Source organism: Variovorax sp. NFACC27, assembly GCF_048301545.1.
Lineage (GTDB): Bacteria > Pseudomonadota > Gammaproteobacteria > Burkholderiales > Burkholderiaceae_C > Variovorax > Variovorax gossypii.
This window is the reverse complement of record NZ_CP157613.1, coordinates 6,492,543-6,516,024: the sequence shown is the minus strand read 5'-3', so window position 1 is coordinate 6,516,024 and position 23,482 is coordinate 6,492,543. Positions and strand designations below refer to the sequence as shown.

The following is a 23,482-nucleotide window of genomic DNA, read 5'->3' as shown; positions in this document are numbered from 1 at the left end:
AACGACCCACCTAGTGGGCATGGAGGGCAGAGCACACAAAGACTTCTCTTGAGTGAACCGCATTGCCTCGCGGCGGGCTGCGGATGCGACTTGCATCGACGCGAACGTGAGGTGCAAAAGGCGACGGCCAAGGTGCGCGAACACCTCAGCCGTCTAACCAAATGACGTGCATAACCCTTAGAAGGAGCACACCAAGTGGCTAAACGAATTATGGCCGGCGCAGCAAAGCCGGCATCCGCGGACGCAACCACCACGACACGGGACCCGTCCGGTCTTCTGGAGAACAAGCTGGAGCAGTTGAACTCGCTGCTCTGGTGCTTCTACGGCGCCGGGGACGGATGGTTCCAGGATGCGGGGGAGGCGCATCGGGAGAATCTGCTTTGGATTGCTTCGGATTTGGCGCGGGAGGCGGTGGAGTTGTATCAGGAGATGAGCCCGGCGGGATGACCGGTTTGAGCGCCAAGTCTTCATAGGCGGCTTGGCGCAGTTGGTCGACCCGATTTCGCCCTTTCAGTTAGCGACGTCGCATCCATGTTGCAACACTAGATGAAACAACGAGGGATTACTGATGCAGGCAAGGAGTACAAGGTTGGCAAGGGTGCGGCGGAGGTCGAAGAACTCGCTATCGACGCTCTGAAGAAATGAAATCGTTCGACCGCGAAAGGGGCGGGATGGCGTCGCAGTCGTTAGGAGTTACGGCGTGTTGCGGTCCAAGATTTTTAAACACACGCCTCATACTGCTGCGAAGCCAGTCCGTATTTGACTAGTGGAACTGAGCTATTGCGCTCCGTAGTGTCTTGGTACATTCCTACGTCTACGGTGTAAACGCTGGTAGCTCGAACTCGAAGAAGATTGAGGAGAAGAATGTCGTCATCCAATACAGACCATGCGGCGTACGGCACGCTGCTTCGGATCATCGAACTCCAACTCGACCCTGCATTTACTTTGCCGGCAATTGCCGAGAACGAGCAGTTTCGGTTTGCCCGAGACAAAGTCGCCGCAATGTCAGCGGTTTTGAAGGTTTTGCTGGAGCAGACGCCCGCTGAGCTTTGCAGTACCTCCGGCCTTTTGCAACTCCAGAACAACCTAAATTCGCCTCTAAACGAACTTACCAGTTTTGTTGGCAACGGTAACGGTGGACATCTGGTCAATGCGGCATCTCAGTTTGAGGGAAATATCATGCCGCTCCAATGGGGGTATGGCCCTCATTTGTCGAACCTGCCAAGCAACTTGATCGGCCCGCTATTTGAGATTCAGGCCGAGGCAACACAGAAGACAATCAATCAGCTCGCGGCGCAACGCGACGAATTTGCTCTGAAAGTTCAAGAATTGACGGCGAAGGTTGCTGAGCAAACGACACAGATTACTGCGTCGATAGAGGCCGTGACTCGTGCCAAAACGGACGCGGCCGCAACTGTGGCCCAACTAGATGTTCAGTTTGCTGAGAATGAAAAAGCTCGAATCGAGGCTGCGAATGCAGCTATCGCTAAACTGACTGAAGATATCGGCGAGTTCAACAAGAACACGCGCTCTGAAGCTAGTAACCTGATCTCCACACTTACGACGCATAAGGAAGAAGCTCGGAAACTGGTTCAGATCGTAGGAAACGATACTGTCACGGGAAACTACCAAAGGATCGCAGTCTCCGAAGGCAAGACTGCTGACATTTTGCGGCTTGCCACGCTGGCGTTTTTTGGGCTCGGCTTAATAGTGGCCGGTGCGACGTTCTACAAGTTCTGGGGGCAGCCATTTAATGCGGAGAATGGCTGGGCGGTTGTTATTCGATTGCTGTATGCGGTTGCGATCACGACACCTGCTTGGTACACAGCTCGGGAGTCTGCTCGGCATCGTTCCAACTCTGATCGTGCGCGCCAGACAGAGCTTGATTTGGCAGCGATTGGGCCCTTCATTGAACTTTTGCCTGAGGAAAAGAAAATTGAAATACGCGAGAAGATGACAGGCTTGTACTTTGGGAAGAGCGTGGAAACGCATACGGTGAACAGTCCATTTGACGCCATTGCTGTTAAGGACATGGCTGTAGAGTTGGTTAAGCTTCTAAAGAAGTAGCCGTCTTGCACTGTCCATCGCGTGCGTTGTCGAGAGGTCGTAGTCATGCTTCGGCCCTGAGACAAAAATTAGGTCTTCCTCTAGCGGTGTACGCCTTTCTCGAAGCCCTTCGGTGCTTTGACCATGAAGTTCTGAGGCAGTAGATCGCACCAACCCAAGACGTCTACTGCTCGATAAACTAGGCAGTCCGTCGGCTCGCCATCTCGGTCGTACGTCACTAGGTAGAAGAAGTACCGCTTACCTTGCCCCTCGCTCTGAGCAATTCGAAGCTCATTTGCGGACAAGAAGAAGCTGGACCTAGTGAATGTCTTGACCTCAATATGGCGGGGCTCGTCAGCGTCTGAGAACGAGTCAAAGTCGTAGCCGTACCTTGGCTTCTTTGTCCTGTCGAGAATCTTCGGAATCAGGTGCCCCAGGCCTCGTGAGCGAAGCCTGGCCTTCTCTCTCTCAAGTGCAAACCGCTCGCTCTTCTCTCCTTTCTCCCGAGCTTTCTTTGCTAACTCTTCAAAGTTCGGCTCGAAATCCAGGTTGGAAAACTTGGGCTTCGGCGGAGGCGCCTTCCGCTGAGGCGGAGCAACGCCTGTTAGGTCGCCCGAAACCTGCTGCAGTAAGAAGTCTGTGAGCTTGAGATTGCTCCATCCCTTGAAGATTGGTAGTCGCTGCTTCAATCGAAGCGTCTCATGCTGGATCTCGCTGGGCGACTTACTATCGATATCAAGCGCCCGTGCCAGTTCCAAGAGGATATCTTCGCTGCAGATTGGCAAGTACAGATCGCCAAAGTAGAGACTGAGGATCTTGGCTTTCAGCATCTGCGATAGTCGGTTGGCGTCCACCGCTCTAAAGTCCAAGATCCGACCTCGCTCAACAAGACTTGTCAGCTCATCACGAACGATAGGAAAAACCAGGGCTTCTGCTCCCTCGAGCGATAGGTTTCCAGCGAACTTCTTTGTGTAGCGAAAACGTTGTTCGGGCCGCTTGCCTTCGTGTCCGTAATAGATGCCGAATTTGCTGGATGTCGCACCTTTGATGCGAGCCCACTTGTCGGTCCCGGGCTCAGCCCAATGACAGAACGTCTGACCCTTGTTCTGGCCAATGGCGTATTCTTTGAGAGTCAGCGAGCGGAGAGATTCGATAGGGAAGCGTTCTAAGAACTCCCCACGTTGCATGTCAGCCCCATTCTCCCAAAGTCCGTCATAGATCCGATTGAAGTGCGCGGCAGCTGCCACCAAGGTCTGCGAGATATTTTTCCTCATTCTTTGGATTTCCCTGTGTAGAGCATCGATGAAACACTGCGGTGGTTTTCAAAACTCTAACCAGAGATGGCGACTGTGGAGGCATAGTCTTCCCCTAGATGCAGTGCGCTCAAACAGCCTAAGCGTGCCGAGATCAACTAGACAAGCCCTAGCATACGTTGACGAGGCTAGCCCACAAGGCCACCATGGTGCTACGCCGCCAATGCCCATCAAGCGGCGCGCCTGTTGAAGCCGCCCGGCCCCGCGCTGGACCTAGAGGTAACCTAAGTAGGGCGCCCAAGCGCACCGCTCCGAACAAGCTTTCAAGGAGACCCCCCATGCCCGAAACCGACAAGGTATTCGCAGGTTCGATCCCGAAGTTCTACGACACGCTCATGGTCCCCCTGATCTTCGAGGCCTATGCCCTCGACATGGCGGAGCTGGTCGCAGCCTCTTCGCCCGGCGCGGTGCTCGAAACGGCGGCCGGCAGCGGGGTGGTCACGCGGGCGCTTGCGCCCAGGCTCGGCGCCGGCGCGCGCTACGTGGTGACCGACCTCAACCAGCCCATGCTCGACTATGCCGCCACCCGGCAAGGCAACGGCGCCGATGGCCACAGTAGCACCGGCATCAACATCGAATGGCGGCAGGCGGATGCACTCAAGCTGCCGTTCGAAGATGCCTCGTTCGATGTCGTCTGCTGCCAGTTCGGCGCGATGTTCTTCCCCGACCGCACCGCCGGCTATGCCGAAGCGCGCCGTGTGCTGAGGCCGGGCGGGCGCTTCGTTTTCAACGTGTGGGACCGCATCGAGGAGAACGCCTTTGCCGACGAGGTCACCAACGCCATGGCCGGGCTGTTCCCGCAAGACCCTCCGCGCTTCCTGGCGCGCACGCCGCACGGCTATCACGACGTCGCGTTGATCCGCGAAGACCTGAGCCGCGCAGGCTTCACCAGCATCCAGATCGACACGCGCGAGAAGCTCAGCCGCTCACCCTCGGCGCGCGAGGTCGCCACCGCCTATTGCCAGGGAACGCCGCTGCGCAACGAGATCGAGTCGCGCGACGCCAACGCGCTCCAGCTGGCCACGGACCGCGCGGCACGGGCGATTGCGAGCCGTCATGGTGAAGGCCCGGTGGCCGGCAAGATCCAGGCGCATGTGATCGTGGCGGCGGGGTAGGGGCGCAGGTCGCACGGGTGTGGCCCAGTCAGCCCCGCAGCGCCGAGCGTGGGGCCAACTGCGGGTACAAACGGCAGTTCCCGATCTCGCTCAGCCGCTCTTCTTCTTCTTCTTCGAAGTCAAATGTCCAGTCTTCCCCACAGCCCCGCCGCCGACCGCAACAAGCAGCCGATCCTCGATGCGTTGACCGGCATCCTCGGCGACGAGGGCGCCGCCCTGGAGATCGCATCCGGCACGGGCCAGCACGCGGTGTGGTTCGCGGCTGCGTTGAGCAGATGGACCTGGCAGCCCACCGACGCAGACGCGCGCATGCTGCCCGCAATGGCAAGCCGTATCGCGGAGGCCGCGCTGCCCAATCTGCGCCCGCCGCTGCTGCTCGACGTGATGGCGCCTCGATGGCCATCGGAGGGCTTCGCGTTCGCAGCGGCAACAGAAGAAGAAAAGCAGTTCGACGCGATCTTCTGCGCCAACATGCTGCACATCTCGCCTTGGGCCACATGCGCCGCGCTGATGCAAGGGGCCGCGCGGCATCTGCGTGCTGGTGGGATGCTCGTCACGTACGGGCCCTACATCGAAGACGGAGTGCCGACGGCGCCGAGCAACATCGCGTTCGATGAAGACTTGCGTGCGCGGAATCCCGAGTGGGGTATTCGGTGGCTGGAGGATGTGGCCGTGGAGGCGCGGAGGGCGGGGCTCGTGTTGCGGGAGCGGCATGCGATGCCTGCGAACAATCTACTGCTGGTTTTCCGTTCTTAGGCCAGTCAGATCATCTAGGCCGTGCTCGCGGTACACGCCGCGATGGCCGCCTGGAGGCGACCAGACCAATAGCTATCGAGCTTCGGCGAGCCCCGGTCTCGTGCAATTGCCTGCAATGCTTCCAGCAGCAAGGGGCTCGCCAGCTTCTCTGCAGCCTCCAACTCATACACCCGGCAGTCGGCGTCCAGATGCTCGACCAGATAGTCGATAGCTCTTGCATCACCTCGCGCCGCCAGTCCAACGAGCGCCTCGCCGCGGACCTCGGCATCTCTGTCTTCCAGGTTATTCCACAGAAGGTCGCGAATCTCTGGCGTGTCTTCTTCGTGGGCTGTTCCCAGGCCGAAGGTGGCCCAGTTGCGTACGTCATCGTCGGCATCGGCTGCGAGTCGACACAACGCTTCAATGGAGGCGGGTTCAGGGTACCGGCCCAGCGCGACCGCGACATTCCACCGGACGGACTCATTGCGGTGAGCCGACAGTCGCACGAGTTCCGGCAATGCCGCGGGATGCGGCCGATGGCCGAGTCCTGAGGCCGCCGCACAAATTACCTCGTCATGCGGATCATGCAGGCCGGCAAGCAGCAGTGCCTGTGTCGCGCCCATACCGTATTCGGTGCTGCCGAATTCGGCGCTGCGTACTCGCGTGCGTAATTGGGATGCGACATAGAGGCCGAGAGCCCTGCGTCTCCAGCTGGCATTGCCTGACAGCCGTTGCACAAACTCGAGCATCTGAGGCGATCCGCGCATCTGCAGTTCGACGATGGCGCGCCAGCGCTTTTCGCTGCCCCAGCCGCGTAGTGCCATGCGAATCAACTGCCGCTGGGTTCGCGTTTTGGCAGAGCTCCTTGCCGTCTTCTTCATCGCGGGGATGTTATCTACCTACCTTGCACATGGAAAAGCCAGTCGAGGCCGATCGAATCGGCTTGTCGATGAAAGCTATCTCACCGCCAGGGCGACTCCATCAGCGCCACGTCCTCGAACGACAACTCCCGCACGGCCCCACCGTCGCGCGGCACCGCAAACCAGCAGCGCCCAAGCGGTATCCGCCCATTCGCGTACATCACGCGAACTACCGCTTCCTGCGCGCCAAGCCGCAACACATGCGCCCCAACCGTCCGCTCCGCGTGCGTGAGCGCGAACTCGGCCAGCGCACGCTCGCATGCGAGCCGGTGCCAGCGCCTGTGGTCCTGCCAGGCCCGAAAACGTTCGAACAGCGTCATCGTCGGTACTTTTCATCCAGTCCGGGCCGGAGTTTCGTGCATCGACAGCGTGCATCGATCACGATGTTTCACTTTTGAAACGCGGGTGTGTGTCTTCATTCCTCGACGGGGCGTTTAAAGTTCGAGCCCGGTGCGCCCCGTGCGCACCTGTTTCATTTCAATCCATTCATCGTCCGACCAAAGAAAGACACCCGTTTTGAACAAGACCGACCTCATCGCCGCCATCGCCACGGACACCAACCTGAGCAAGGCCGACGCCGCCCGCGCGCTCGACTCCGCCATCGACAACCTGTCGCGCGCGCTGGCCAAGGGCGACACGGTGCAACTGATCGGCTTCGGCACTTTCGCCGTGGCCAGCCGTCCCGAGCGCACGGGCCGCAACCCTTCGACCGGCGAGCCGATGACCATCAAGGCCAGCAAGGCGCCCAAGTTCACCGCCGGCAAGGCGCTGAAGGACGCGGTCAACGCGCCCGCCGCAGAGTAAGCAAGTAAGAAAAGAGACCCAAAAAAGAACCCGCAGGAGGCACGCGCAGGCCTCTTGCCCACACCTCCCTCCGTGGCGCCCGCGCAGCAGTGCGGGCCGCGGAGGGCCGGCATCTTCAGGAAACCGTCGCATTCCGCGCTAGAGTTCGTGCAGGTTCACGAGCCCAGCCATCCGACATGTACGACGCGCCTGTGCCGACACCCTCATCCCCCACCACATTGCAGCAGTGGCTGCTTCGGCTTCTTTCGATAGGGGCCTGCCTTCTGTTCATCGGCTGTGCGAGCCCCTCCGGGCCACGGCAGGGCGGCGGCCCTGGCCCCGTCATCGGCGGCACCAGCACGCTGACGGCCGAGCAATCGAACAGCATCGCGATCCACGCGCTCGGCCTCGTGGGCACGCCGTACCGCTACGGCGGCAACACGCCCGACGGCGGCTTCGACTGCAGCGGGCTCATCGGCTACGTATACCTCAACAGCGTGGGTGAATCGCCGCCTCGCACGGTGGCACGCATGACGGCCTTCGGCAGCCCGGTGGCCGTGTCCGAGCTTCGCACTGGCGATCTCGTGCTCTTCGGCTCTTCCACGCCATCGCATGCGGGCATCTACGTGGGCAATGGGCGCTTCGTGCATGCACCCTCGACGGGTGGCGTTGTGCGGCTCGATCGGCTCGATGGCGTGTACTGGTCGCGCCAGACGGTGCAGGCGCGGCGGCCCTGAAGTCGGGATGGCGTCGGAAAGCTTCACCCTCACCGCTGCGGATTACGAACGTCTGCAGAAGGTCGTTCTACGTCGCCTCGGCCGCAAACCGGGCCTGTCGGCCATCATGTTCTGGATGCGGGCGAGTATCTGGATCGTGGTCGGCTTGACCGTCGCGGCGTACGTGCACTTCATGCGCGATTACTCGGAGCTTCCGCATATGTGGTTTGTGACTTGCCTCGTGGTGCTCGTGTTCGTGCTGATGATGGTGCTTCCCGGGATATCGCAGGCGGTCTGGCGCAGGCACCTGCTGGCGCCCGACGGGGCATTTCTCGCGCCGCAAACGATCGATGTCACCGACAGCGCATTGCTGATCGAGTCCCCGACGGCTCGCTCGGAGCTGCTTTGGGGCGCCTTTCTGGCGCGTGACGAAGATGACGTGAACCACTATCTTTTTCTCGATGCGACGCACGCCGTGGTGCTCCCACGTGCCGTAGTCGCGGCATCTTTTGCCGACAGGTTCAAGCGCTTCACGGCGCATCTGAAGAACGGGCCGTGAAAACGCGGGGCGGCTTTTCAGCCGCCCTTGCCGCCGCGACCGCTCTTCTTCGCGCCCTCGGCACGCGGGCTCGCAGCACCCGCCGCAGCGGCACCACCACCGCCATTCAACTGCTCGACCCACGACAGCGCATCGACATACGCCATGAACCGGTTGAGATACTCCGGCGACATGTCGCGCATGAGCGTGAGCGAGCGGTGCACGAGCTGGTGCGAGTTGAGCGGGCCGGCGTTCTGTGGCACCTTCGCGCGCGATTGGTTCAGCCGCCGGTCGGCGCTGAGTTTGGACCACGTGCTCTTGAAGTAGCGGATCGACTTCAGCTCGGCGGCTGGCGCAGGCGCTGCAGCGCGAGAAGAGGGGCGGGGCACTGCCTTGCCCGTTGCTGTTGTCTTCGGCGCTGTGGCTGCCGTTGTTGCGGGAACGTCGCCCGGAGCCGGCGCGTGCTTCGCAATGTGCTCGATGAGCTCCGCGAATGCGTCGCGCTCGGGCTCAGCCGGCTGTTCCGCAGCTTCCGCGGACTTCGCCTTCTCCTGATCCTCGCCATACGCCGCAAGCAGCGCGATCACCTTGTCGTCGACGATGCGCCGAACTTCGCCGTCGAGTGCAGCCGCGCGCCGGGCCATCGCCTCGATGACGCGAAAGCGCACCGGGTCGAAGCGTTGATCGCCGCGCGCGAGCGCCGCGGCGACCATGGCGCCGGTGTCGCGAGCGGTGACGTCTTCCTGCTCAGTCACGAGGCTTCGCGCTGGCGCTGGAAGAAGAAGGGCGCGGCGTGGGCGCCATTTCCACGCGACGGTTCTTCGAGCGGCCGTCCGCGTCGGCATTCGACGCCACGGGCTGCTCGGAGCCGAAGGCGGCGGCGAAGATCGTCGATGACGGCACGCCGGCCTCGATCAGCGAGCGCGTCACGGTCAGTGCACGTTGTGCCGACAGCTCCCAGTTGTCCGCGAACTGGCGTGCGTTGTCGCGCATCTGCCGGTCGTCGGTGAAGCCGCTCACCATCAGGATTTCGTCGCGCGACTTGAGATAAGTGGTCAGCGGCGCGGCCAGGCTCTTGAGCAGCTGCTTGCCCTCGGGCTGCAGTTCCGCCGAGTTGAAGGCGAACAGCACGTTGCCGCTGATGCCGATGCGGCCGTTGGTCAGCGTCACGCGGCCGGCGGCAAGCGGCGCCGCCAGGGCCTGTTCGAGCGTCTGCAGGCGCTTGGCTTCGGCCTGTCGCTGCTTGACTTCGGTTTCCAGCTTCGACGCCAGCTCCATCTGCATGCCGAGCGCGCACACGAGGATGAGCACGAAGGCGCCGAGCAGGCCGGCCATGAGGTCGCCGAACACGGCCCATACCGGCACGCCGGGCTCGTCGAAGCCGGCCTCGATGTCTTCGCGGGTGCCCATCATGCTTCGCTGTCCGCGGGCGCCTGCAGTTGCTTCTCTTGCCTGCTGGCGATCTGCTGCATGTCTTCGACTATCTGCTTCTGCGACATGATGCTCAGGTCGATCACCTCGCGCGCCTGTGCGACGTAGTAGGCGAGCTGTTCGTCGCTGCGCGAGATCGATTTGCCCAGCGCGCCTTCGATGCGCTGCAGGTGGGCCGCGAGCTTGTCGTTCGACTGGCTGAAGAGCTGTACGGCGAGGCCGAAGGCCTCACCCAGGCTGGCCACCTCGACGGCGCTGCCGGCGATCTGCGCGGCCACGTTGCTCATCTTGTCGGACTCGGCTTCGGCCTTCTCGGTGAAACGGCTGCCGACGCGCTCCAGCATCTCGGCCGATGCCGACACCAGCGTGTCGATGGCGGCGCGCTGTTCGGTCGAGGCGTGGTTCACCGCGTCGAGCAGGGTGGAAAGGGTTTCGAGGATGCGGCTGCGCTCCTCCAGCATGGTGTTGTCGCGCGCCATGCTGTCGGCGAGCTTCTGGCGCAGCTCCGTTACCACTTCGGCTGCGGCACGTGGTGCTTCCGAAGCGGCCTGCAGCAACTGGGCGATCTCGGTGACGGTGCTCTTCGCGTGCGCCTCGGTCTGCGCCGACATGTCGCGCGCGGTCTGGGCCATGGTGTCGAAGAGCTGCTGCTGCTGGCTCGCGTTGTGCGAGTTGGCCTGCTGCCATTCCTGCTGCAGCGAGGCAGCCATGGCGCCCAGCGATTGGGTCCATGCCGCGAGGCGCTGTTCGTCGCGCGATGCCATCTGCGACATCGCATCGGCCGCGGCCTGCGGTGCCTCGGCGGCGGCCTGCAGCAGCCGCGAGATCTCGGCGACGGTGTTCTTTGCGTGCGTCTCGGTCTGCGCCATCGTGTCGCGCGCGGTCTGCACCATCGTGTCGATGAGCTGCTGTTGCTGACCTGCGTGGTGCGCGTTGACCTGTTTCCATTCCTGCTGAAGCGAAGCGGCCATGGCGGTCAGCGATTGCGTCCAGGTCGCGAGGCGCTCTTCGTCGCGCGATGCCATCTGCGACATCGCGTCGGCAGCAGCTTGCGGTGCCTCCGATGCGGCTTGCAGCAGCCGCGCGATCTCGGCGACCGTGCTCTTCGCGTGTGCTTCGGTCTGCGCCATCGTGTCGCGTGCGGTTTGCGTCATCGCGTCGATGAGCTGCTGCTGTTGGCCCGCGTGGTGCGCGTTGACCTGCTGCCATTCCTGCTGCAGCGATGCGGCCATGGTGGTCAGCGATTGCGTCCAGGCCGCGAGACGCTGTTCGTCGCGCTGCGCAATCTGCGACATCGCGTCCGACGCGGCCTGCGGTGCTTCGGCCGCGGCCTGCAGCAGTCGTGCGATCTCGGCGACGGTGCTCTTCGCATGCGTCTCGGTCTGCGCCATCGTGTCGCGTGCCGTCTGCGCCATCGTGTCGAGCAGCTGTTGCTGCTGGCTCGCGTTGTGTGCGCCGGCCTGCTGCCATTGCTGGTGGAGCGAGGCGCCCATGTCGGCCAGCGATTGCGTCCAGGCCGAGAGGCGCTGTTCGTCGCGCGCCGCCAGCTCGGTCTGCAGCTTCGCATGCGCCTGGTCCACGGTCTGCAGCAGCGATGCGGTGTGCTGCTCGAACGCGGCGGTGGCGGACGTCAGGGCCTGGTGCGCATTGCCCGACAGCTTCTCGCTGACCTGCTGGTGCTGCGCGAGCGCGTCGCCCCAGGTCTTCGACACGTTGCCGACGGTGCTTTCGAGGCGCGCGGAGACGCTGTCGACCAGCGCGGCGGAGCGCTGCTCGAAGGTCTGCGCGAAGTGGTCGTGCGAGCCGCGCACGTCCTTCGACAGCGCTTCGCTGGTGTGCTGGTGTTCGGCGAGCGCGGTCTTCCAGGTGTCGGCCACGCGGTCGGTGGTGGCCTCGAAGCGGCCGGAGAGGCCGTCGAGCTGCTGCTGCACGGTGCTCGAGATGGTCTGGTGCAGCGCCGCCGTCTCGCGCGCGATGCCGGCCATGGTGGCTTCGACCACGGGCTGGATCGCGGCGCCCGCGACGCGCGCGCTCTCGGTCAGGCTCTGCTTGAGCGACTGGTCGACGGAAGATGCGAGGTTTCCGTACACGGCCTCGGCCTTGCTGTGGAAGCTGTCCTGGCTGGCCGCGAGCCGGTCACTGAGGGACTGGTTCTGCCGTTCGATGGCGTGCACCATGGCCTGCAGCTGGCCGATCATCTCGGGCATGGCGTGGGCCTGCTGCTGCAGCAGCTTGAAGGACTCTTCGCGCTGGTGCGTCTGCGAGAAGACGCGCAGCACGGTGGCGATCTTCGTGTCGAGCAGTTGTCCGGCCTGCAGGCGCTCGCGGCGGCTCAGTGCAGAGGCCAGGCCGAGCATGGCCGATGCGGCCACGCCCGCCACCGAGGTGCCGAAGGCGAGGCCGAGGCCCTTCACGGGGGCGGAAAGCGAATCGCGGATGGTCTGCAGGTCGGTCGAGCTTTCCAGCGCGAGGCCGGTGCCCCTGAGCGTGACCACCATGCCGATGAAGGTGCCCAGCATGCCCAGCAGCACTAGGAAGCCGGCGAGGTACGGCGTGAGGGCGGGGCCGGGCAGGCCCACGCGCTCGCCCTCGATGCGCAGGCGCACGGCGTTGCGCAGCGAGGGATGCAGCCGGTCGAGCCAGGTGCCGAGGCTGTCAGGCGGGGCCGAGAGGTCGGCCGTGGCCTGCGCCAGGCTGTCGGTGGCCTGCTGGAAGCGGTGCAGCTCCAGCGCGCCCATGATGTAGAACGCGCCGATGACCAGCGTGACGGCCAGCGCCAGCGGGTTGGTGCCGATGTATCCGGCGCCCACCCAGCCCACGACGGCAAGGCCAGCGACAAATACGGCGTAGTGGAGGAATCGGGTCATGAGGTCCTGGTGGCCTGGGTGCGAAGGGCATCGAGCAGCCCTTCGACCGGTTGAAATCTGAAGTCCAGTTCGGCGAGCAGCACGTCCTGGGCGTCCTTGCGGAACACGTCCAGCCACTCGTCGGCGGGCTGGGCACTGTGGGGGTTGTCGTCTGTCTCGGATGCTTCGGCGTCGGCTTCCGCCGGCGGAGCTTCGGCGGCCTTGCGCAGGCGCTCGAAGTGCCGCTCGAGGATGCCCGGCACGGCCGACAGCAGGCTGTATTCGCGCGCTTCGAGCACCTGCGCCATGACCACGTCCACCGACGCGAGCCGGGCCATGGCCGGCGACTTCGCCGCCATGGCCGCGCGCAGCTTGCCGCGCAGGGTGCTCGCACCCGCTTCCATGGCCTGTTGCCGGGCCAGGTAGCGGCGCTTGTAGGGGGTGAAGTCGGAAGCGGCATCCTTGCCGGCGCCGAAGGTGTCGTCCTCGACGATGGCAGTGGCCAGTGCGGCTTTCACGCGCTGGCATTCGCTTTCTTCGTTGTTGCGTGGGGCGCGGAGGCCGGTTTGCGGCGTTGCCGGGGCACCGTCGAGCGCCGCGGACAGCGAGATGGCGTCGGTCCAGCCGAACCACTGGCTCAGCCGGTCGGCGGTGGGTTGCGCGGGTTCCCGGGCGTCGACGTTGGAAAGCCTTGAGAGCAAGCGAATGAGCGCCGAGCCGTTGAAACCTGTGCGCCTTGAAACTTGCTCCATGCCCCCTGAAAGCGCCCGAATGCGCGTGATCCGAAAAACCCGGCAGTCTACAACAGGGCCCTCTGTCCGAGCCCTCCCGCCAAGGCCCGTCAGGCCCCGGCTATGTAACGAAATGCCAGTTTTTCATCATGTGCGCGGCGAGCGCGGCGAAGTCACGTGTTCGGGCCGCAGGCCCAGCCCAACGGCCCGCGCCGGCAGCCGGCGAAGCAGCGGCCAGCGCGCAAGCAGGCGCAGGGGCAAGGGCAGGCGCCGCGGGCCTGTCGCCGGCTTGCCGTCGAGCACGGCCATGAGCACGCGGTCCTGTATGAAGCGCTGCACGGCCTGGGTGACCTGCACGGGCAGTTCCCTGCGGCGCTGCAATTGGGGCAGCAGGGCGTCGATCTGCTTCTCGGTCGCGTCGCCGGCCAGCGTGGCGGCCAGCAGGTTGGCGGCGGCCACGGCGTCCTGTACCGCGAGGTTGATGCCGACGCCGCCCACCGGCGACATCGCATGCGCGGCGTCGCCGATGCACAGCAGGCCGCGGCATGACCAGCTTTCGAGGCGGTCGACCGTCACTTCGAGCAGCTTCACCGCGTCCCAGTCGGGCAAGGCGGAAGGCAGCCGGTCGGCGAGGAAAGGCGCGATACGGCCGATTTCCTCGTGGAAGGCTCCGATGCCGCGCGCCCGCAGCGCGTCATGGCCACCCTTGGGTATGACGAAGGCGCACTGCCAGTAGTCGCCGCGATTCAGCGTCACCAGGAAGTGGCCGCCCGCGACGTGGCCCGCGGTGGCCGACGGGTCGCCGGCCAGTCTCGGAACGGCCATCCACAGCACGTCGATGGGCGCGCCGAAGCTGATGTGCGGCAGCGCCGCCGCATCGCGCAGCGCGGAATGCCGGCCGTCGGCCGCCACCACCAGCGAGGCGTGTAGTTCGACGTCGCGCGGCTGGCCGGCATGGCGGCCGAGCCGCACCTTCACGCCGTTCACGCGGCCCTTGTCCTGCAGCAGGCCGACGGCTTCGGCGTCGGTCCAAAGCTCGAAGCCCGGGTAGCGCCGGGCCTCGTCGCACATGAAGTCGAGAAAGTCCCATTGCGGCATCAGCACGAGAAACTTGCTGTGCGAGGGCAGGTGCCTGAAGTCGGCCACCGCGACGCTGCGGCCCTCGAAGGTGGCCCGCAGTTCGTCGATGCGGTCGTGCGGGCGCTGCAGGAAGGCTTCGAGCAGGCCAAGCTCGTGCAGCACTTCGAGCGTGGACGGGTGCACGGTGTCGCCGCGAAAGTCGCGCAGGAAGTCGAGATGCTTCTCCAGCACGACGACGGGCACGCCGGCGCGGGCCAGCAGCAGGCCCAGCACCATGCCGGCGGGGCCGCCACCTGCGATGCAGCAGCGTGGCGTCGAGGATGCGGGCGCTTGGGTGGCTTGCGTGTCCATGGCTCCGATCGATCGATCCGGTCGCGCCGCGGACGACGTGGCCTGGGTTGCCCGGCACCGCGCAGTACCGGGCTCGGCCCCCGTGGCTCAGGGTTGCGCGAAGGTAACGCGCTGGGCGATGAGCACGCCGTCGACCACGCGGTCTCCGACTACTGTCACGCGCTTGCCGTTGCCCAGGTCCGCGGCGGTGCCGTTTTCGAAGATGGTAGCGGAGCCGCTGGCATTCACGCGCTGGCCGCGCACCATGAAGTCGGCGGCCGACTGGAAGCCGGCGACGGGGCCGATCACCGTGAAGGACGCCGGCCCGCCCGTGCCCGGCACGTAGCGGATGCGCAGCTTCTTCGCAACGAGCACCTGCCCCGAGAGGAAACCGTCGACCTCGACCTTGACGCCGTTGCCGATGGAGCCGGCCGGACCGCCGGTGATCTGTGCGTTGCGCGCGTCGACCTTGTTGCCGAGCACACGGAAGTCGCCGAGCGAGGCGAAGTCGGTGGCGACGCCCGCGAGCTGGAGCGCGATGCCGTCGGCCGTGGGGATGGCGTACCAGCCCTTGACCGTGGTGGCGGTGAAGTGGCCGGCCACCGGCGCCACGGTGCCGCGCACGCGGACGATGGCGCCTTCGGCCAGGCTGGCGGTGTCGAGGCCGGGGCCGTAGTCGACGGTGAGCAGGCCGAGCGTGAAGTGCCGGCCGACAAGGTCGAGGTTCTGGACGGTGCCTGTCACCAGCGGCTCGACGGAGCCCGGCGCGATCTGGACGCGCGTGGCGCGCAGCGTGCCCGGCGCGGCGGGCAGGCCCCAGACCTGGATCAAGTTACCGTCGACCAGGTCGGCCGCGCCGTTGGAGTCGCCCCAGACGGTGGCGGTGTCGGTGGTCACGCGGCTGCCCATGACGGTGAAGCTGCCGTTCGAGAGGTCGATGGCGGAGGCGGTGCCCCGCAACTCGGCGGCCGAGACGACCTGCGCGGCGGTGCCGCTGGTGAAGTTGGCGTCGACCTTGCCGGCGATGCGCGCGCTCATGCCGATCTGCAGTTCGCTGGTGTCTTCCAGGCTGAAGGTGGCGCTGTCGGTGTCGTAGCGCAGGCCGTTGAGGATGACGCTACCGAGGCCGTCCGCGGCGCCGATGCCGGCGGCGTCCGCGCTCACGCCGGTGCCGCCCGAACCCACGCCGGAGCCGTCGCCGTTGGTGTTGCCTGCGGTGCTGGTGCCGTCGCCGCCTGCATTGCCGCTGCCGGCGCCCGAACTGCCGCCGGCGTCGCCGCCCGAGGCGTTGCCGCCGCCACCGCCGCCTGTGTCCGTGCCAGCCGTGGTGCCCGCTGCCGTGCCAGAGACGCCCGCAATGCCGGTGCCGGACGCTCCGCCGCCGCCGCCGCAGGAAAGAAGCATGGCCATGCCGCCTGCGAGCAGCAGGCCGCGCAGGACGCCGTGCGCGAACCGGAAGGAGCGTGTGAATGTGAGGATCGTGTTCATCGTGAGGGCCCGCTCTTCTTCGGCGCGGCTTCGTCGTCTTCGTAATAGGTATAGATGCCGACGCGGATGCGCGCCTTGCTGTCGGCGGGCGCGCGGTCGACGGCCTTGGTCATTTCGCGGGCCAGTTCGTGATGCAGTCCGGCCCAGCGTTCGCGCGCGAGGCGCTCGATGCTCTCGCAGTCTTCCAGCGTGAGCCCGCGCGCGTACACCGCGCGCTCGAGCATGCGGGGCGATTCGCCCAGCGTGTTGGAAACGGCCGCCAGCAGGTGGTCGCGGCCGTTGTCGCCCAGGAAGGCGAGCATCGACTGGAGGTCTTCGACCGGAACGAAGCCGTCGGACATGAGCTCGGCGACGCCGCTGTCCTCGGCCACCATGTTCAGGCGCACCAGCTCATCCAGGATGGTGCGGTGATGGATGTTGCCGCGGCTGGCCAGGCGCGCCACGCGCTCGAACGAAGGCTCCTCGCTCTCGGTGGTCACGGGCAGGCGGCGCAGTGCGTCGTCGCCGGTCATCATCTGCAGCCACAGCGTGAAGGTCTTGGCCGCGGCCGAGAGCTCGGTGTGGGGCAGGGGGTCGACGGTGGAGCGGACCTTGGCGGTGACGGCCTTGCGGTTCAGGCCGGTGGTCACCGAGATCTGGCTGAGGTTGGGCCGCTTCACGCCCTGCTGGCGCCAGGAGCGTTGCGCCTCCTCGATGAGCAGGTCGCGCAGCAGTTCCTCGAGGTGCGGGTGCTTGACGCCCATGGCGAGCGCCAGCCGGACGACCGGACGAAGGATGCGAGCGCAGGCGGCAAGGGCCCAATCCAGCCGGTGTTCCATGAATGCGGTCGTTGCTCCTGGGTTCGTGAGTTCTAAGTTCCAAGACAGGGGCGGGCCGCCATCCAACCCCCGTCGCTGCGCCGTATTGTCGTTGGTCCGCCGGGCCGCTTTTTCCTAGGTCGACGTGCAGGTCCCGTCGTTCGACTTCGTGACGTTGGTGCGCCCCGTCGCGCTGATGCTCACGGCGCGCGACTGGTTGGCGCTGGGGGTGGTGCGGCAGATGGTGATCCGGCTCTGGCCCGCGCCCATGCCGGTGGCCTGGAACACGATGGCACTGGCGCCGCCCGCTTCGCGCAGCAGGTAGCCGGAGGCCGCGGCGCTTTCCACGCGCAGCACCTGCGTGCCGCTCAGCACGATCCAGCCGGCTTCCCATTGCCCGTTGGTGCTGCAGCTGGTGCCGTTGGCCGAGGCGCACAGGGTGACCGGGGCATTGCGCTTGATGGCCTCGCTGCGCGCGAGCTGGCTGCCCGAGACCAGCGAGGTGGCGTAGCCGCTCAGGCGCGTGGACAGCCGGATGCTGTCGAACGAAGGCACGGCGATGGCGACGAGCACCACCAGCACGGCCAGCGTGACCATCAGCTCCACCAGCGTGAAGCCGTGCGCGCGGGCGGTGCGGGGGCGGTTGCGCATGTTGCCGGAGCTCCGCGGGCTCACTTCTGGATGAACCAGTAGACCCGGCCCTTCGGCTGCTTGAACGCGGCCTTGGGCGCGGTGCCCTTGGGGCTGAGGAAGGAGTCGGGGTTGGCGCCGATCACCACGTCGCGCATGCTGCCGTCGTCGAGCTGGACGCGGCCCACCACGGGCGAAGGCGCGAGGCCGCCGCCCACCACGTTCTGGAAGCGGCCACCGGTTCCCTGCGGCGCGGCGTTGACGTACGACACGTTGTAGACGCGCGCGGTGCCGAGGTCGGCGCGGCACGACTGCGTGTTAGGGTTGGTCGGCGTGTGGGTGTTGAAGGTGGTGATGCCGTAGGCCGTGACCGAGCTCGTCACCACCTGCTCGCCGGCGGCGAGGGCGAGGTACCAGCCCTTCTTCGTCGCGAGGTCGGACGAACTCGGCGTGGATGTGTCGGTGATGGGCTGCAGCGAGGCCTGACACAGCAGCCCGTTGCCGGTGCCGCACCGGCTGACTTCACTGCTCAGCCAGGTGCTGTCGGTGGGCTTGTCGACCAGCATGTAGAAGCGGTTGGTCACGCCGAGCGCGACGTTGTAGTAGCGCAGCGGCTTCTCGCGGTCGCCGGAGCCCAGCAGGATCACGAAGGAGCCGTTGTCCTCCACCACGTCGGGGGCGAACATGAACTTGCGGTTGGGCGTGCAGGTGGTCACGGTGTCGCAGCCGAGCGAGGCGACCTGCGTCATGGTCCAGGCGGACGGCGCTCCGCTGTCGAGCGCGATGCGGTAGACGTTGCCGCCCAGGTCCGCGGCATAGGCGATGCGGGCGACGCCGAGGGAGTCGGTGACGACGGTGACTTCGCCGACCACCGGCCGCGCGGTGGCGAACATCTGCAGGCGCGCGCCGGTGTCGGCGTCGAGCACGTAGATGCCGCTGCCCTTTGCGCCGCTGCCGCAGGCCTGGCTAGCGCTGTTGGTGTCGACGTCCTCGCACTTGTCGTAGCCGCCGCCGAAGATGAGCAGCGGGCTGTTGCCGCCGCCGTAGCCGCTGGCGCGCATCACCTTGGGCGCCGACCAGGTCTGGCCGAGGCCCTCGAAGCCGGTGTCGCAGCCGGTGTCGTCGCCCTGGTTGGGGCAGCCCTTGCGCCACTTCAGCGTGGGCGCGGAGGCGGAGGAAACATCGAAGGCGTAGATCAGCCGGCCGCCCCGGCGCATGCTCGCGTAGAGCCAGGCGGTGCTGTCCTTGCGATAGGCCGAGACCGGGCCGTCCATGCCGTAGGGCTTGGGCGCCACCGCGCCGGCGGTGACCGGCAGGCCGGGGAAGTTGATGCGCGTGGTGTCGTCGTAAAGCCGCTTGAGGCTGCCGTAGAACTCCGGCGGCATGAAGGACCAGAGCTCGTCGCCAGCGGCCGCCGAGCCGATGGCCGCGCTGCGGTTGCCGTTGACGGCGCGCAGCACGCCGTCGTTGCCGCCGTAGAACACCACCACCTGGGGCGAGGCGTCGGTGCCGTAGTTGATGGCCACCGGCCGCGAGTGCACCACGTCGCCGTGCACGGAGGGGCGCATGGAGGTGGAGGTGACGGGGTTGCCCTGCGCGTCGAGCCGCTCGTCGCCCTTGTTGTCGAGGCCGCGCGCCCAGTTGATGAGCGCGGTGCGGTCGGTGTCCGCCGTGACGCCCAGCGCGGCCTTGGTGATGGCGGAGTTGCCGTCTGCGAAGGCCGTGAGGGCGGTGCAGCTGCCCGGCGCGCAGGTCTTCATGTTGCGGTTGGCCACGGCGAGGCGGCGCAGCATGTAGCCCTGCGCGCCTTTTTCCACCACGTTGCCGTCGGGGCTGTCGGCGGCTTCCTTGCCCAGGCAGTCGCCGGAGGGCCGGAAGCTCCAGTAGACGTCGGTGTCGCTGGGCGCGGGTGTCCAGAAGCTGCGCGCGCAGGGCGCGACGAAGCCGGTCTGGTTGTTGACGGCGTTGTTGCCCACCGAGTCCTGCAGGATCAGCTGGTTGGTGCTGTCCAGGCCCAGCTTGTATTGCTTGAGGTTGCCGTTCCAGCGCGGAAAGGCGTCCTGGTCGGGGCGGAACATGCCCACGAACACCTGGTTCAGGTAGGTGCCCTGGGTGTTCACGCTCACCGGCAGGCTCACCGAGGAGAACACGCTGTTGACCGACTGGATCTTGCTGAAGATGTCGTCCAGCGCCGCGCCGAGCGCGCTGCCGAGGTTGGGCTGCGCCGAGATGTCGTAGTACTCGCCCTTGCTCTGGGTGGCCATGCTCTTGAGCAGCGCGCTCCAGCCCGGGCCCTGGCCGCCGGTAGCCTTGGCGGCCTCGATGGTGTAGACCTTCACGCCCATGCTGGTCTGCAGGAAGCGCGACCATTCGTCGGCCGTGTTGTCCTGCGAACCGCTAGGGCTCAGTGCGATCTGCGTCGCGTCGCCGCCCGCTGCGCGCAGGGCGGCGTTGGAGATCTGGCTGTCGCTGGTGTTGTCCTGCGCCGCGCCGTTGCTGATGTAGATGACGTAGGTGCCGGTGCAGTTCTCGGTGCTCGGGCCGACGTAGGTGGTGGCGGAGAAGCCGCTGAGCGCGTTGCGCGTGAGCGCGTAGATGTCCTTCGAGGCCTGCGTGCCGCTCACGTTGCCGCTGTAGTCGGCCTTGTTCTTGCTGTTGCCGGCGATGGGCGTGCCGCTGGCGAGGTAGCGATAGACCTCGGCCATGGTCTTGCCGGCCTTGCCGCCGTTGGACTTGTCGCCGATCTTGTCGAGGCTGCGGATGAGCGCGCCGTACTTGATCTTGGTGCCGTCGTCCAGCGTGCGCACCGCGGCGCGCACGTAGCCGCCATCGGAGTTGGAGTTGCCCTGGCCGGTCTCGGTGAACATCATCAGGCCGACCTTGAACTTGTTGGCCTTCAGGCTTTCGAAGGCCGAGGCGAGCGCGGTCATCTCGGCGGTGAAGGGCTGGTTCCAGTTGGCCGTGTTGTCCAGCACGAACAGCACGTTCGGCGCTTGCGCCGCGCTGGGGTTGTAGCCCACGAAGAGGTCGATGTCCTCGGCGCGGGCATGGCCCGCCGTCAACGCGGTGAGCGCGGCGGCCGTCCACAGCGAAGCGAGAAGTTTCCGGATCATGGTGCGGGCCTGTTCGTCGTCGGGTTGTCGTGAAGTGGCATGCCTAGGAGGCACAGAAGGCATCGAACTGCGCCTTGTTGAGCAGCACCCGCACGCCTTGCCGTACGGCGGTGGATGTGCCGGTGATGCTGTCGGTCACCGTGGTGCTGATGTCCCAGACGGAGTTGTATTGGTCGGGCAGCGTTGCCAGGCCGGAGCCGCTGCTGGAAGCGCCGCCCGTGACGCCGCCGGGACCCGTGGAGCCGCCGCTGCCGCTGTCCAGTGCCTTGGTGGCACGCACGCAGACGGGAGGCGCGACGTTCACCTGGTAGTCGGTGACACCGTCGTTGTTGATGTCCACCATGCTCACGGTCTGCTGCGGCGCCGCGAGCGTCGGGCTGCCGTCGCTGCCGGGCACCAGCAGGCTGCTGGCGACTTCCTCGATCGCGCGGTTGGCGGCGGCGACCGCCTCGTTGCGCGTCTGCAGGTTGCCCACGGCCTTGAGGTTGGCGTTGCTCAGGTTGAAGGCGGCGGTGACCACCAGCGTGATCAGCAGCAGCATGATCATTCCGATGAGCAGGGCGGCGCCGCGCTGGCCGGTGCCGCGGGCGAGTGGCGCGCGTGGGTTCATGGCGTTTCCCTCCGGCCGGTGACGTTGGTCAGGCGCACGGAGGTGGAGAACGCGTGCCGCTTGTAGTGGTCGTTGAAGGGGCCCAGCGTGGAGCCGCCGAGCTGGTAGGTGCGGGTGTCGGTGTGGCCGGGCGACGCCTCGGCGCTGCGCGCCAGCACGTGCAGCTTGACGGCCACCACGTTGACCAGCTGGTCGGCGGTGCAGGCCGGGCTGGTGCTGCAGTGCACGAAGGCGCCGTCGGGGCTGCCGTCGCCGCGGTTGGCGGGCGTGGACTTGTTCGCGGGGTCGGCCCAGGCGATGGCCGTGGTGTAGTCGACGGCGGCGCCGGTCTTGCTCAGCGTGTCGAGGCCGAGCTCGACGCGGAAGCCCTCGACGCCCTCGATCAGCGGCACGGGCGGCTGCTGCGCGAGCGTGCCGCCCGCCAGGTCGAAGCGCGAGCGCGCGAGCGTGGGAACGCCGTCTCCGGCGGTCTCGGCGTAGTCGCGCACGTAGTAGATGTCCGCCACGAGCTTGCGCTTGGGCGATGGGGTGGTGCAGTCCTTGCGGAACATGGTGTCGAAGCCGGCGGTCGACAGGGCGAACGAGGAAGGCTTCTGCGTGCCGCACAGCGACGACTGGAAGTACATGGCGCCGCTCATGTCGGCATCGCAGTTGGTCGTGCCGGGCAGGCAGGTCTCGGCGTGGCGCACCACGAGGATGTCGGTGCCGGCCTTCTTGTTCTTCAGCAGGTCGGCGCAGCTCGCGGGGACGCTGTCGTAGGTCTGCACCGGCAGGTCGAGCAGCTGGCGCTTGTAGTCGTCGGTCCAGTTCGCGACGGAGTAGGGCAGGCACGGGTCGGGCAGCGCGCCGGTGGGCACGTGCGTGGGGGCGCCGGTGACGGTGAGGTCGTCGAACTCGGGCATGTAGTTTTCCCAGAAACCCGCGTGGGAAAGCTCGTTCTCGAGCACGAAGACGCTGAGGCGGCCGGTCTCGATCTGGCGGTTGACACGCTCCAGCTCGCGCTGCGAGTTGCTCACGTTCAGGAACAGCGCGAGCAGCGCCGCCACCACGATGAGCATGATGGTGATGGCGACCATCAGCTCGATCAGCGTGAGGCCGCGCTGGGCCCGCAGTGGCGAGCGCAAGCGGCGCGGCGCGGCGACCGCGGTGCGGCGGCTGGTCATGAGAGCGACCCGATGCGCACCAGCGTGGTCACGGTGCGACGGCACTTGTCGTCCTTGCACTGGGTGCCGGTGTCGTACTGACCCTTGCCGCAGGCCACGCCGTCGGGCGGCGCCGAGATCGGCCCCAGTCCCTGCCAGGCGACGGTGACGAGGTACTCGTTGTTGCCCATGTCCTCGACGCAGCCGCGCCCGCCGATCACGGTGCCGAGCTTGCTGTTGCCGGAGACCTCGGCGGCTCCCTGCAGCGCGTTGCACCACTCCTTGGCGTCCACCTGCTGCCGCGTGCCGGTGGAGGTGGGGCAGGCGGCGTCGGCGCCCAGCGGCGCGCTGGTGATGTAGCTGGCGGCCGTGCGGCGGTTGGTCGCGATGCGGCTGGCCATGTCGTTCAGCAGGATCAGCGCCTGCGAGCGCTGGTACGACTCCATCTCGGAGGCCTGCATGCGGGCCTGGAGGCCCACGAGGCCGAACAGGCCGAAGGCCAGGATGAGCAGCGTGACCAGCACCTCGATGAGCGTGGTGCCGCGCTGGCGGCGGGCGGGGCGGCTCGTCACCATTTGCCGGACGGCGTCTTCACGCCTTCGCTGGTGAGGGAGAGAGCGCCGTCGCCCGACTGCGAGCCGGTCGGCGTGAAGGTGAGCGTGTAGCTCGGGGCGCCGGTGGTGGAGAGCGTGACGTCGTAGCTGTAGCTGCCGGAAACCTCGGCGGGCAGGTTGTAGCCGCTGGCGGTGAGCGCCGCCTTGTCGGCGTAGCCGCGGTTGGCGATGAGGAACTGCTGCTGCCGGTTGGCGATGTCCAGCATCTGCGCCTGGGCCGCCGAGCGCTTCGAGCGGATGACGTACTGCTGGTAGCTCGGCAGGGCGATCGACGCCAGGATGGCCACGATCGCGACCGTGATCATGAGCTCGATCAATGTGAAGCCGCTGCTGCGTCTGCGTGCCTGCGAATGCTGGTTCATCGTGGCTCGAAAGGAATGTTTCACATTGTTAAGAATGTGAATTTATCACATTTATACGAAATGCAAGCCCTCGAACGGGCCCGTTGCCGGGTCCGCGCAACAGCGGAATCGAGGGTTTTCCATTACGCAAAGCCACGCGGCC

At 66.0% G+C, this 23,482-nt stretch carries 23 protein-coding genes; 7 read left to right on the top strand and 16 right to left on the bottom strand.

The features are described from left to right. The first annotated feature begins 195 nt into the window (after window positions 1-195). Together ABL840_RS30385 and ABL840_RS30380 are read left to right on the top strand one after the other, a co-directional pair. Window positions 196-447 (top strand): hypothetical protein, encoded by a 252-nt coding sequence (locus ABL840_RS30385; RefSeq protein WP_418116066.1) that lies wholly within the window; start codon window positions 196-198, stop codon window positions 445-447. Window positions 448-864: 417 nt separating this feature from the next. After that, on the top strand, window positions 865-2,067 hold the full coding sequence (locus ABL840_RS30380) for a hypothetical protein (RefSeq protein ID WP_093301936.1): 1,203 nt from the start codon (window positions 865-867) through the stop codon (window positions 2,065-2,067). A gap of 80 nt (window positions 2,068-2,147) precedes the next feature. On the opposite strand, the gene ABL840_RS30375 is transcribed toward ABL840_RS30380, so the two are convergent. Beyond that, on the bottom strand, window positions 2,148-3,320 hold the full coding sequence (locus tag ABL840_RS30375; protein ID WP_093301933.1) for a DUF3883 domain-containing protein: 1,173 nt from the start codon (window positions 3,318-3,320) through the stop codon (window positions 2,148-2,150). A 317-nt stretch (window positions 3,321-3,637) separates the two neighbouring features. On the opposite strand from ABL840_RS30375, the gene ABL840_RS30370 reads away from it, so the two are divergent. Both ABL840_RS30370 and ABL840_RS30365 read left to right on the top strand, forming a co-directional pair. Continuing rightward, window positions 3,638-4,474 carry a class I SAM-dependent methyltransferase gene (locus ABL840_RS30370; protein WP_093301930.1) on the top strand — a complete coding sequence of 279 codons (837 nt, stop codon included), beginning with the start codon at window positions 3,638-3,640 and terminating at the stop codon, window positions 4,472-4,474. A gap of 123 nt (window positions 4,475-4,597) precedes the next feature. Further along, entirely contained in the window at window positions 4,598-5,230 is a 633-nt protein-coding gene (locus tag ABL840_RS30365; RefSeq protein WP_093301928.1) for a DUF938 domain-containing protein, read from the top strand. A gap of 14 nt (window positions 5,231-5,244) precedes the next feature. Here ABL840_RS30365 and ABL840_RS30360 read toward each other — a convergent pair whose 3' ends face one another. Together ABL840_RS30360 and ABL840_RS30355 are read right to left on the bottom strand one after the other, a co-directional pair. Continuing rightward, window positions 5,245-6,090 carry a HEAT repeat domain-containing protein gene (locus tag ABL840_RS30360; protein ID WP_093301926.1) on the bottom strand — a complete coding sequence of 282 codons (846 nt, stop codon included), beginning with the start codon at window positions 6,088-6,090 and terminating at the stop codon, window positions 5,245-5,247. Between the two features lie 80 nt (window positions 6,091-6,170). Next, a complete protein-coding gene (locus ABL840_RS30355; protein WP_093301922.1) occupies window positions 6,171-6,449 on the bottom strand; it encodes a hypothetical protein in 279 nt (92 codons plus the stop codon). A gap of 196 nt (window positions 6,450-6,645) precedes the next feature. On the opposite strand from ABL840_RS30355, the gene ABL840_RS30350 reads away from it, so the two are divergent. The 3 genes from ABL840_RS30350 (at window position 6,646) to ABL840_RS30340 (ending at window position 8,187) form a co-directional block, all read left to right on the top strand. Next, a complete protein-coding gene (locus ABL840_RS30350) occupies window positions 6,646-6,933 on the top strand; it encodes an HU family DNA-binding protein (RefSeq protein ID WP_093197585.1) in 288 nt (95 codons plus the stop codon). A 176-nt stretch (window positions 6,934-7,109) separates the two neighbouring features. Next, entirely contained in the window at window positions 7,110-7,649 is a 540-nt protein-coding gene (locus ABL840_RS30345; RefSeq protein WP_093301920.1) for a C40 family peptidase, read from the top strand. Between the two features lie 7 nt (window positions 7,650-7,656). Further along, window positions 7,657-8,187 carry a YcxB family protein gene (locus ABL840_RS30340; RefSeq protein ID WP_093301918.1) on the top strand — a complete coding sequence of 177 codons (531 nt, stop codon included), beginning with the start codon at window positions 7,657-7,659 and terminating at the stop codon, window positions 8,185-8,187. A 17-nt stretch (window positions 8,188-8,204) separates the two neighbouring features. On the opposite strand, the gene ABL840_RS30335 is transcribed toward ABL840_RS30340, so the two are convergent. From ABL840_RS30335 to ABL840_RS30275, 13 genes are all read right to left on the bottom strand, one after another. After that, on the bottom strand, window positions 8,205-8,921 hold the full coding sequence (locus ABL840_RS30335; protein WP_418116065.1) for a DUF2894 domain-containing protein: 717 nt from the start codon (window positions 8,919-8,921) through the stop codon (window positions 8,205-8,207). Continuing rightward, window positions 8,914-9,579 carry an OmpA family protein gene (locus ABL840_RS30330; protein WP_093301916.1) on the bottom strand — a complete coding sequence of 222 codons (666 nt, stop codon included), beginning with the start codon at window positions 9,577-9,579 and terminating at the stop codon, window positions 8,914-8,916. The genes ABL840_RS30335 and ABL840_RS30330 overlap by 8 nt, the downstream gene beginning before the upstream one ends. Next, window positions 9,576-12,464, bottom strand: a complete 2,889-nt coding sequence (locus tag ABL840_RS30325; protein ID WP_093301913.1) for a DUF802 domain-containing protein — start codon at window positions 12,462-12,464, stop codon at window positions 9,576-9,578. The genes ABL840_RS30330 and ABL840_RS30325 overlap by 4 nt, the downstream gene beginning before the upstream one ends. Continuing rightward, window positions 12,461-13,195, bottom strand: coding sequence for a DUF3348 domain-containing protein (locus tag ABL840_RS30320; RefSeq protein WP_093301911.1), 735 nt, complete (start codon window positions 13,193-13,195; stop codon window positions 12,461-12,463). Before ABL840_RS30320 ends, ABL840_RS30325 begins: the two co-directional genes overlap by 4 nt. 126 nt (window positions 13,196-13,321) lie before the next feature. Continuing rightward, complete coding sequence (locus ABL840_RS30315) at window positions 13,322-14,605, bottom strand: FAD-dependent oxidoreductase (protein WP_093301908.1); 1,284 nt, start codon at window positions 14,603-14,605, stop codon at window positions 13,322-13,324. Window positions 14,606-14,692: 87 nt separating this feature from the next. Further along, window positions 14,693-16,072: a DUF5666 domain-containing protein gene (locus tag ABL840_RS30310; protein ID WP_093301906.1), complete on the bottom strand. Its 1,380-nt coding sequence runs from the start codon at window positions 16,070-16,072 to the stop codon at window positions 14,693-14,695. Then, a complete protein-coding gene (locus ABL840_RS30305) occupies window positions 16,069-16,890 on the bottom strand; it encodes a DUF6502 family protein (RefSeq protein ID WP_093197567.1) in 822 nt (273 codons plus the stop codon). The genes ABL840_RS30310 and ABL840_RS30305 overlap by 4 nt, the downstream gene beginning before the upstream one ends. A gap of 114 nt (window positions 16,891-17,004) precedes the next feature. Then, complete coding sequence (locus ABL840_RS30300; RefSeq protein WP_093197564.1) at window positions 17,005-17,520, bottom strand: GspH/FimT family pseudopilin; 516 nt, start codon at window positions 17,518-17,520, stop codon at window positions 17,005-17,007. Window positions 17,521-17,540: 20 nt separating this feature from the next. Further along, window positions 17,541-20,612: a pilus assembly protein gene (locus tag ABL840_RS30295; protein WP_093301903.1), complete on the bottom strand. Its 3,072-nt coding sequence runs from the start codon at window positions 20,610-20,612 to the stop codon at window positions 17,541-17,543. Between the two features lie 43 nt (window positions 20,613-20,655). Further along, window positions 20,656-21,222, bottom strand: a complete 567-nt coding sequence (locus tag ABL840_RS30290; RefSeq protein WP_093301901.1) for a hypothetical protein — start codon at window positions 21,220-21,222, stop codon at window positions 20,656-20,658. Beyond that, window positions 21,219-22,385 carry a PilW family protein gene (locus tag ABL840_RS30285; RefSeq protein ID WP_093301898.1) on the bottom strand — a complete coding sequence of 389 codons (1,167 nt, stop codon included), beginning with the start codon at window positions 22,383-22,385 and terminating at the stop codon, window positions 21,219-21,221. Before ABL840_RS30285 ends, ABL840_RS30290 begins: the two co-directional genes overlap by 4 nt. After that, a complete protein-coding gene (gene pilV / locus ABL840_RS30280) occupies window positions 22,382-22,939 on the bottom strand; it encodes a type IV pilus modification protein PilV (RefSeq protein ID WP_093197553.1) in 558 nt (185 codons plus the stop codon). Before pilV ends, ABL840_RS30285 begins: the two co-directional genes overlap by 4 nt. Continuing rightward, window positions 22,933-23,340, bottom strand: a complete 408-nt coding sequence (locus tag ABL840_RS30275) for a type IV pilin protein (protein WP_093301896.1) — start codon at window positions 23,338-23,340, stop codon at window positions 22,933-22,935. Before ABL840_RS30275 ends, pilV begins: the two co-directional genes overlap by 7 nt. Between the last annotated feature and the right edge of the window lie 142 nt (window positions 23,341-23,482).